The sequence below is a fragment of the Streptomyces soli genome (assembly GCF_003999195.1).
In the GTDB taxonomy this organism is placed as follows: Bacteria; Actinomycetota; Actinomycetes; order Streptomycetales; family Streptomycetaceae; genus Actinacidiphila; species Actinacidiphila soli.
This window is the reverse complement of record NZ_RJVR01000087.1, coordinates 1-7,465: the sequence shown is the minus strand read 5'-3', so window position 1 is coordinate 7,465 and position 7,465 is coordinate 1. Positions and strand designations below refer to the sequence as shown.

Below are 7,465 nucleotides of genomic sequence, written 5' to 3'. Positions count from 1 at the left end.
GAGATCGACGTCCTGGAGATCCAGGACCCCGACCTCACCCTGGGAACCTCCCAAGAGGCCCTGCGGGGCCGGCGGCTCGCGTTGCTGCAGGCCGCGCTGCTGGAGCATGCGGCACGGTTCAACCTCAAGACGGTGATGACGTTCCACCAGCGAGTGGAAGAAGCCGCCGCGTTCGCAGCCAAGCTGCCGGAGACCGCCGCCGAGCTATATGCGACCGAGCCCTGCGACCACGCCCTGGCCGAGGCCGACGCACTGCCGGCGTCATCGATCGACGCCCAGTTCTACGAGCTGGAGCCGCACCGGCACGTGCCACCAGACCGGGTCTGGGCCCAGTGGCTGTGCGGCGACCACCTCGTCTCCGAGCGGCGTGAGGTGCTGCGCCAGTTCGCCAACGGCATCGACGCCGACGGCAAGCGGGTCCACCGGGCGTTCCTCGCGTCGGTTCGGGTCCTCGGAGAAGGCGTCGACATCACCGGCGAGCGAGGAGTCGAAGCCATCTGCTTCGCCGACACCCGCGGCTCCCAAGTCGAAATCGTCCAGAACATCGGCCGCGCGCTGAGGCCGAACCCGGACCGCACCACGAAGGTCGCCAGGATCATCGTGCCCATCTTCCTGGAACCGGGAGAGGACCCCGACGACATGGTCGCCTCAGCCTCCTTCCGGCCCTTGGTAGCGGTGCTCCAAGGCCTCCGCTCACACGACGAACGACTCGTCGAGCAACTCGCCAACCGGGCGTTGAGCAGCGGACAGCGCAAAGTCCACGTACAGCGCGACGAGAACGGCCGGATCATCGGCGCCGGCAGCGTGGCCGGAGACAGGACCGGCGGCGGGGACCAGGAGCAGGGCAACGGGACCGAGGGCGCGGCGGAGTCCGCGCTGCTCCACTTCTCCAGCCCCCGCGACCCCGCCACCATCGCCGCATTCCTCCGCACCCGCATCTACCGACCCGAATCACTGGTCTGGCTCGAACGCCTCCAGGCACTGCGCCGCTGGCGGGAGGAGAACGGCACCACCGGGCTGTACGCCGTGCCCTACGACACGGAGACGACGGTGGGTGTGACGAAGGATTTTCCGCTCGGCAGGTGGGTGCACCAGCAGAGGAAAGCGCTCCGTGCCGGGGAGCTGGAGGAGCGGCGCAAGGAGCTGCTCGACGAGGCCGGGATGGTCTGGGAACCCGGCGAAGAAGCCTGGGAGACGAAGCTCGCCATGCTGCGCTCCTACCACCGTGCACACGGGCATCTGGCCCCGAGGCAGGACGCCCTGTGGGGCGATGCCGAGGGCGAACTGGTACCCGTCGGACAGCACATGGCCAACCTCCGCCGCAAAGGCGGCCTCGGCAAGGACCCCGAGCGGGCCTCGGAGCGCGCGGCGCAACTGACGGCGATCGACCCGGACTGGAACTGCCCCTGGCCACTGGACTGGCAGCGGAACTACCGGGTGCTCGCCGACCTGGTCGACGCCGACGGCACCCTCCCCCACATCCAGCCCGGCGTCACCTACGAAGGCGACGACCTGGGGCGGTGGCTGCAGCGGCAGGCCCGCGACTGGACGCAGCTCTCTACCGAGCAGCAGGAACGGCTGACCGTCCTGGGCGTGAAGCCCGCCCTGGCACCCTCCCCCGCCCCGGCCAAGACGAGCGCGGCTGGCGCGGGGAAGGCGTCGACGGCGTTCCAGCGGGGCGTAGCGGCCCTGGCCCAGTACATCGCACGGGAAGGCACCCACGTCGTCGGACGGTCACACACCGAGCAGGTCGTCATCGACGACCAGGAGCACGCCGTGAAGCTGGGGGTATGGGTGTCAAACACCAAATCCAGGCGAGACAGGCTCACCGAGCCGCAGCGCACCGCCCTCGCCGAACTCGGCATCGAATGGGCGTGACACCTACCGCAGCTGGTTGTTGAGTCTGTCTGTCGGTCAACGAAGTGCACAAAGACCCCCGGGACGTCCTGACAGATGCCCGGGGGTCTCGTCCTGCCAGCGGGCGGGCGCGAGGCGCCTACCCGGGCCGGCCCAAGCCGCTGCATCATCCCCGCGGATGCGGGGAGCAGGTCCTCATCGGGATCCCCTGGCTGGACTCCATGGGACCATTCCCGCGGGTGCGAGCAGCAGCTGCTGGGGCAGGGCCCGGATCGCGTGCCGGACTGGTTCGGTGACGGGGTGTCCGACGGAGAAGGAGGTCTGGATGCCGTGGTGGCGCAGGCCGCGGAGGTGGGCCAGGAACGCAAGCGTCCCGCGTCGAGGCGGCAGGGTTATTTGGCGGGGATGGCGTTGCGCCACAGCGTCACGTCGAAGACCACGTACTGGCTCGCGTCGGAGGCGGACGAGCCCTTCTTGTACGTGAGCAGGGCGACGACGCCGGTGGTGGTGCGCGCGCAGACCTGGGAGCCCACGGAGAGCCGCGGCTTCTCGATGAGGTGGGTGATGCGGTTGTCCGACAGGCAGGTGGCGAGCGAACCGTTCTGGCCCTGGTCCAGCAGGATCAGCTCGGTGTTGTAGGAGCCGAAGCTGCAGCCGCTGAAGTCGCAGGTGTAGTAGAAGTCGTCGAAGTTATTTGTGACCGGCTTGAGGGCGTCGTCGGCGAACTCCAGGTGGTAGCCGGAGGGCAGTTGGACGTTGTGGTGCACTTCCGGCTTGGGGGCCGAGGACGACGGCGACGAGGACGACGTCGTACCGCCAGTACTGGAGGGCGCACCGCTGCTGCTGTTCGTGCTGTCCTTCTTGCCGTCGCCGTTCAGGGCGTTCAATGCGGCGCCCACCCCGCCGATGACCAGGAGCGCGCCGATCACGGAGGCCACGACGACGAACCCCCTGCGTTTAGGCCTCTGCGCGAGCACGGGTGACTGGTACGGGTTCCCGGAGCCAGGCGCCCGGTGGTGGTACGCCGGGGCCCCCGGCAGTGGCGGCGGCACCGGCCCGGACCCGATCGTCGCAGCGGTCTGTGTCGGCTGGTACGCGTACGGGCCCTGCGCGGGCGGCGGTACGTACGGCGTTGCGGTCGGCTGCACCGGCAGCGGCCCGTCCGGCTGGGTCAGTGGGTGCGGCGCCGCCGGGGGATTCGCCGCGGTCGGCGTGTACGCAGGCAGCGCATGCCGCTCAGGGATGTCCGCGGCCACCGCACCCGGCAGCCACTGCTCGGGCCGCCGCAACTGCGTCTGGTCGGACGCCGCCTGGCACATCTCCACAATCTGCGGCAGCAAGGGCCGCCGGGCCGGGTCCTTGTCCAGGCAGGCGGTCACCAAGGGGCGCAGCTGCGCGGGCAGCGCGGACAGGTCGGGTTCCTCGTGCACGATGCGGTAGAGCACCGCGTGAGAAGGCCCGTCGCCGTACGCGGGCGAGCCCAGCGCGGCGTACGCGGCGACCTGCCCCAGCGCGAACACGTCGCTCGCCCAGGTGATCTCCCGGCCGGCCGCCTGCTCGGGGGACATGAACGCCGGAGTGCCGACCGTGACGCCGCTGTCGGTCAGCGCGGTGGAGTCGGCGGCCCGCGCGATGCCGAAGTCGATGACCCGCGGGCCATCGGCAGCGAGCAGGACATTGGAAGGCTTCAGATCGCGGTGCACGAGCCCGGCCGCGTGCACCGCCTGGAGCGCCTCCGCGATGCCCGCGACGAGCAGCAGCACGGTCGGTACGGGCAGCGGACCGTGCTCGGCCACGGCCGAGGAGAGGGTGGGGCCCTGGACGAAAGCGGTGGCGAGCCAGGGGCGCGCGCCCTCGGCGTCGCTGTCGATGACCGGCGCGGTGCAAAGCCCGTGCACCCGCTGCGCGGCCTGCACCTCCTGCCGAAAGCGCCGCCGGAACTCAGGGTCCTCGGCGAACTCGGGCCGGATCACCTTGACGGCCACCGGCCGCCCGGCCGGGGTGTACGACAGATACACCTTGCCCATGCCACCCGAGCCGAGCCGCGCCGCCAGCCGGTAGTTGCCAACCGCCGCCGGGTCGTCCGTCTCCAGTGGCTGAAAAACCGCGCCGGACCCCGTGCTCATCGAAACCGCCCCCGTCACCCGTAGTCGCTCATGGCGGCAAAGAGACTACCGGGAACGTCCAACAACCACCCCCCACCTTCCGACCTGCGGCCGTATCCGCACAAGATCGTGGCGCAACCGGCACGTAGCGGACAGGTGTGCTGGCCATCTGCGCCGCCGCGGTCCTGACCGGCGCGACCTCGCTTCTGGCGATCAGCGAGTGGGCCGCCGACGCCTCGCAGCCGGTCCTGGCCCGGCTCGGCACCCGCCCACCTCGTGGAGCAGCTCCGCCAACCGGGCGCTGAGCAGCGGACGGCGGAAAGTCCACGTGGTGCGGGACGCGGACGGGCGGGTCGTCGGGGCCGGCGGCCAGGGCGAGGGTGGGGACCAGGAGCACGACGGCGAGAACGAGGGCGCGGCAGAGTCCGCGCTGCTGCACTTCTCCAGCCCCCGCGACCCCGCCACCATCGCCGCGTTCCTGCGCACCCGCATCTACCGACCCGAGTCTTTGGTGTGGCTGGAGGGCTATCAGGCCCTGCGCAGGTGGCGCCAGGAGAACGGCATCACCGGCCTGCACGCCGTCCCCTACGACACCGAGGTCGAACTGGGGGTGACCCGGTTCCCCCTGGGGCGGTGGGTCCACCAGCAACGACGCGCGCAGCGGGCCGGGGAACTGGAAGAACGGCGCAGGAAGCTACTCGATGAAGACGAGGCCGGCATGGTGTGGGAACCCGGCGAGGAAGCCTGGGAAACCAAACTCGCCGCGTTCCGCTCCTACCACCGCGCCCACGGGCACCTGGCCCCCAGGCAGGACACCGTGTGGGGCGAGAGCGACGACGACGCCCAGCCCATCGGACAACACATGGCCAAACCTGCGCAGGAAAGGCGGCCTCGGCAAAGACCCCGAACGAGCCGAGAACCGCGCCAAACAGCTCACCGCCATCGACCCCGACTGGAACTGCCCCTGGCCACTCGACTGGCAACGCCACCACCGCGTCCTCACCGACCTCGCCGACGCCGACAGCACCCTCCCCCACATCCACCCCGGCGTCACCTTCGAGGGTGATGATCTGGGGAAGTGGCTTGCCCGGCAAGCCCGCGACTGGACGCAACTGTCCACCGAGCAGCAGGAACGACTGACCGGGCTGGGCGTGACGCCCGCCCAGCGGCCCTCCCCCGCCCCCGCCGCCAAGGGCACGGCGAAGGGGCAGGGGAAGGCGACGACGGCGTTCCAGCGGGGTGTGGCCGCCCTGGCGCAGTACATCGCACGGGAGGGAGCCGACGTGCCGGTGCCGCGTGGGCACCTCGAACCGGTCGTGGTCGAGGGTCAGGAGCAGCCCGTAGAGCATCGGCTCGGCGTATGGATCTCCAACACCAAGACCGCCGCGACAAACTCACCCAGCCCCAGCGAGCCGCCCTCACCGAACTCGGCATCGACTGGGCATGACACCGACCGCGGCTGATCGTTGAGCCTGTCGGTTGTCAACGAAGTGCACACAGACCCCGGGACGTCCTGACAGATTCCCGGGGTCTCGCCCTGCCAGCGGACGGCGCGAGCCACCTACCCCGGGCCTGGCCCAAGCCACTGCACCATCCACCCCAGGGGCAGGTAGCAGCCGACAGCAAAGGCGGTGGGGACCTCGAGCCGGGACCATCCCCGCGGGTGCGGGGAGCAGCAGGCGTGACTCAGCGTACGTCGACGTAGTCGCCAGTTGCCTTGACCGCCGGGGTAGTCGTGGTACCGGCGAAGTTGTAGCGCCAGTAGCCGTCCACGGACGCCTTTACGGTGGTCTTCAGGTTGCCGTATGCGTTGCTGTACGTCGTCTTCACCGTGGTGTAGGTGTTCGTGCCCGCTTTGCGGAACTGCAGCTTGACGGGCTGCTTGGCGTAGCCGTGATATTCGAGATCGTCCCACCAGCTGGCGCGGCTCAGCTTGCCGGCGACAGTGATCGTCTTGCCCTTGGCGACCGGCTCGGGTGAAGCGTTCACCGTCAGGCGGGATTTCCGCTGGATGCGGACGCTGGAATAGGGGTCAGCGTAAGTCTGGTCGCCGTCCTTAGCGATGACCCAGATGTAGACCTTCCAGGTCCCGGCTGTCCTGTTCTCCAGCAGGACTGGGTTACCGCTGATGGTGATCGTGCACGTGGAGGTCGCGTAGTTCGTCTTCCGGCAGGAAGCCTGGCTCGTGGTCGGATTGAGAACGCCATCGAAGTTATCGGTGTTCATGTGGGTGCCGTGGAAGAGCACCAGCGACACGTTCTTGATATACGACGGGTCGCTCGCCGTCACCGTGGCTGTGATCGTCTTGGTGGTCGTGCCGATCACGATGTCCTTGCCACCGTTGACGGTCGCGCTGAGGATCTTGATATCACCGCTGTCGGCTCCGGTTGCGTGTGCTGCCGGCACGATCAGGGCGGTCAGAGCCAGCGCGCCGGCTGCGGCGCCCAAGGCGGATATGCGCATGGAGTTCCTCGGGGAATGAGCAGGGGGTTGGGATACATCACGTCAACTGCAATAGCGCGCTGAGTCTAGGACACATGCCACTGCCCACCGCTGCCGCTCTCGTGCCTGACTACCCGCGCGGTCGGCTCCCGCCCCGGAAGCCGCTGGCGAGAGCGTTGACCACCGTTTGCTTGTGCGTCACGGTGACGCACAAGCGACAGCCCTGGAGAGCCACTTCGTCACCTCACAAGCTTTCGTCGGTTCCCCTCCCCGCGGGTGCAGGGAGCAGTCAAGCCGCTGTCGGACGCAATCCTTCCGGAGGGACCATCCCCGCGGGTACGGGCAGTAGTGCTGCCCCACCACGCCCTGCCACGTCGAGATGGGACTATCCCCGCGGATGCGGGGAGCAGCGGCCGCCACGAGCTGACCCGGCTGCCAAGCCCCTCGTTCACCGAATTGGCACCTTCGGACCACATGTCCTCAACCACCGCCCGGGCCGGGCGGGGCCCAGTCCGGGGCTACGGCAGCACCGGACCGACGAGAGCTCAGCCCTGGTACACGCGCTCCGCGTATTGCGGCCCGTAGTAGCGCTCCAGATCTTCGAGCGCTTCGTCGGTTCGCTCGAGGCTTTTTGCGATCTGCGCCCGGGACGGAACCGCATCGCGCTCCCAGCTCTCCGGCTTCCACAGCGCAGAGCGGATCAAGGACTTGGAGCAGTGGAAGAAGTGTCAAGCCCCGGGTTTCGTGGAGAGCGGGTTAGCTGGTTTTCAGGGCGGGTTCGGGGGTGCGGGTTGTTGCGTGGAGAGCCTCGTACTCGGCGGGCGGAACGTGTCCCAGCTCGCCGTGGAGCCGTCGCTGGTTGAACCAGTCGATGTACTCGGCGACAGCGACTTCGAGGTCGTTGATGCCGGTCCAGGGTCCCTTGTTGCGGATCAGTTCAGCCTTGAACAAACTGTTGAATGCCTCCGCAGCGGCGTTGTCGTGATCCGTCGACTGCCCAGGTTCCGGACTCTGGAGACGAAGGCGGGGTGCGGGTGACGCACCCGTTCCACCCGCTGTTC

Annotated in this window: 6 protein-coding genes and 1 pseudogene; 3 read left to right on the top strand and 4 right to left on the bottom strand. The window is 69.0% G+C overall.

Going from position 1 to position 7,465, the window contains the following annotated elements:
- Window positions 1–1,878, top strand: a 1,878-nt coding sequence (locus EFK10_RS07120) for a helicase associated domain-containing protein (RefSeq protein WP_127354895.1), incomplete at its 5' end; no start/stop codon positions are given.
- Between the two features lie 371 nt (window positions 1,879–2,249).
- Here the strand turns inward: EFK10_RS07120 and EFK10_RS07110 are convergent.
- The gene (locus EFK10_RS07110; RefSeq protein WP_127354893.1) at window positions 2,250–3,983 is read right to left on the bottom strand and encodes a serine/threonine-protein kinase; all 1,734 of its coding nucleotides are present in this window, start codon (window positions 3,981–3,983) and stop codon (window positions 2,250–2,252) included.
- A gap of 137 nt (window positions 3,984–4,120) precedes the next feature.
- Here EFK10_RS07110 and EFK10_RS48480 point away from each other — a divergent pair, with 137 nt between their 5' ends.
- Window positions 4,121–4,267: a hypothetical protein gene (locus EFK10_RS48480; protein ID WP_206305339.1), complete on the top strand. Its 147-nt coding sequence runs from the start codon at window positions 4,121–4,123 to the stop codon at window positions 4,265–4,267.
- Window positions 4,252–5,409: pseudogene (locus EFK10_RS07105) on the top strand (helicase associated domain-containing protein); the annotation flags it as partial. The gene EFK10_RS48480 and the pseudogene EFK10_RS07105, both read left to right, overlap by 16 nt.
- 239 nt (window positions 5,410–5,648) lie before the next feature.
- Here EFK10_RS07105 and EFK10_RS07100 read toward each other — a convergent pair.
- From EFK10_RS07100 to EFK10_RS51915, 3 genes are all read right to left on the bottom strand, one after another.
- Complete coding sequence (locus tag EFK10_RS07100) at window positions 5,649–6,425, bottom strand: DUF5707 domain-containing protein (RefSeq protein ID WP_127354892.1); 777 nt, start codon at window positions 6,423–6,425, stop codon at window positions 5,649–5,651.
- A gap of 524 nt (window positions 6,426–6,949) precedes the next feature.
- The gene (locus EFK10_RS07095) at window positions 6,950–7,108 is read right to left on the bottom strand and encodes a hypothetical protein (RefSeq protein ID WP_206305338.1); all 159 of its coding nucleotides are present in this window, start codon (window positions 7,106–7,108) and stop codon (window positions 6,950–6,952) included.
- 52 nt (window positions 7,109–7,160) lie between these two features.
- Window positions 7,161–7,465 (bottom strand): integrase core domain-containing protein (locus EFK10_RS51915; protein WP_164835869.1); only part of this gene is annotated, 305 nt, incomplete at its 5' end.